The organism is Nitrospirae bacterium YQR-1 (genome assembly GCA_039908095.1).
Lineage (GTDB): Bacteria > Nitrospirota > Thermodesulfovibrionia > Thermodesulfovibrionales > Magnetobacteriaceae > Magnetomonas.
In genome coordinates, this window is sequence record JAMOBJ010000099.1 from 1 (window position 1) to 642 (window position 642).

General features: G+C 42.2%; 2 protein-coding genes. One reads left to right on the forward strand and one right to left on the reverse strand.

Annotated features, from left to right (window positions below; all coding sequences use genetic code 11):
* The coding region (locus H7844_16080; GenBank protein MEO5358795.1) for a hypothetical protein at nt 1–255 on the forward strand (255 nt) is incomplete at its 5' end.
* 72 nt (nt 256–327) lie between these two features.
* Here H7844_16080 and H7844_16085 read toward each other — a convergent pair.
* On the reverse strand, nt 328–642 hold a 315-nt coding region (locus H7844_16085), incomplete at its 5' end, for a hypothetical protein (GenBank protein ID MEO5358796.1).

Sequence of the window (642 nt, forward strand, 5' to 3'; positions counted from 1 at the left end):
CAGGAAGGATTGACTGAAGGAATGCTTGTGGGAAAACAGGAAGGATTAACAGAAGGGCTGCTTGAGGGAAAGCGTAAAGGGTTACTTGAGGCAATTGAGTTAGGACTTGAACTCAAATTTGGTTCAGCCGGACTTAATATTATGAATATGGTCAGAGCTATAGATACTGTAGATAAGTTGGAAGAGTTCAAGAATCTCATTAAGAAAGCCGGTTCAGTGGATGAATTAAGGGAATTTTTGAGTAATAGTATATAGAAAACTTATTATTACCGAACCACTACCCCCTTTTGACAGGGGCAGTGGCCGGCTGGTTATCCAACAAGTATTTTAATACCCGATTACGTTATTATTTCCGCCGGGACCCTCTGTGCTGTCATCTTTACAGGCATAACCTATAATATTTCTTTTTGGATTGGTTGTTCCCTGAAAACAGGCCATTAGTACGCTTAGGCATGTTGCCTTTGTGCCGGTTGTAAATTCGGTTGCCGATGTAAACTTCAAAGTGCCTGCGTATGACGACGCATCCGCTACATCGGAGGATATTGAAACCGATGTTGAGCCGAAGGTGACTGTTTTATCATTAGCGCTGAATTGCTGCGTTGTTTTTGCCGCTATTGTGGATAAATTATTTGCCGTGCCTGA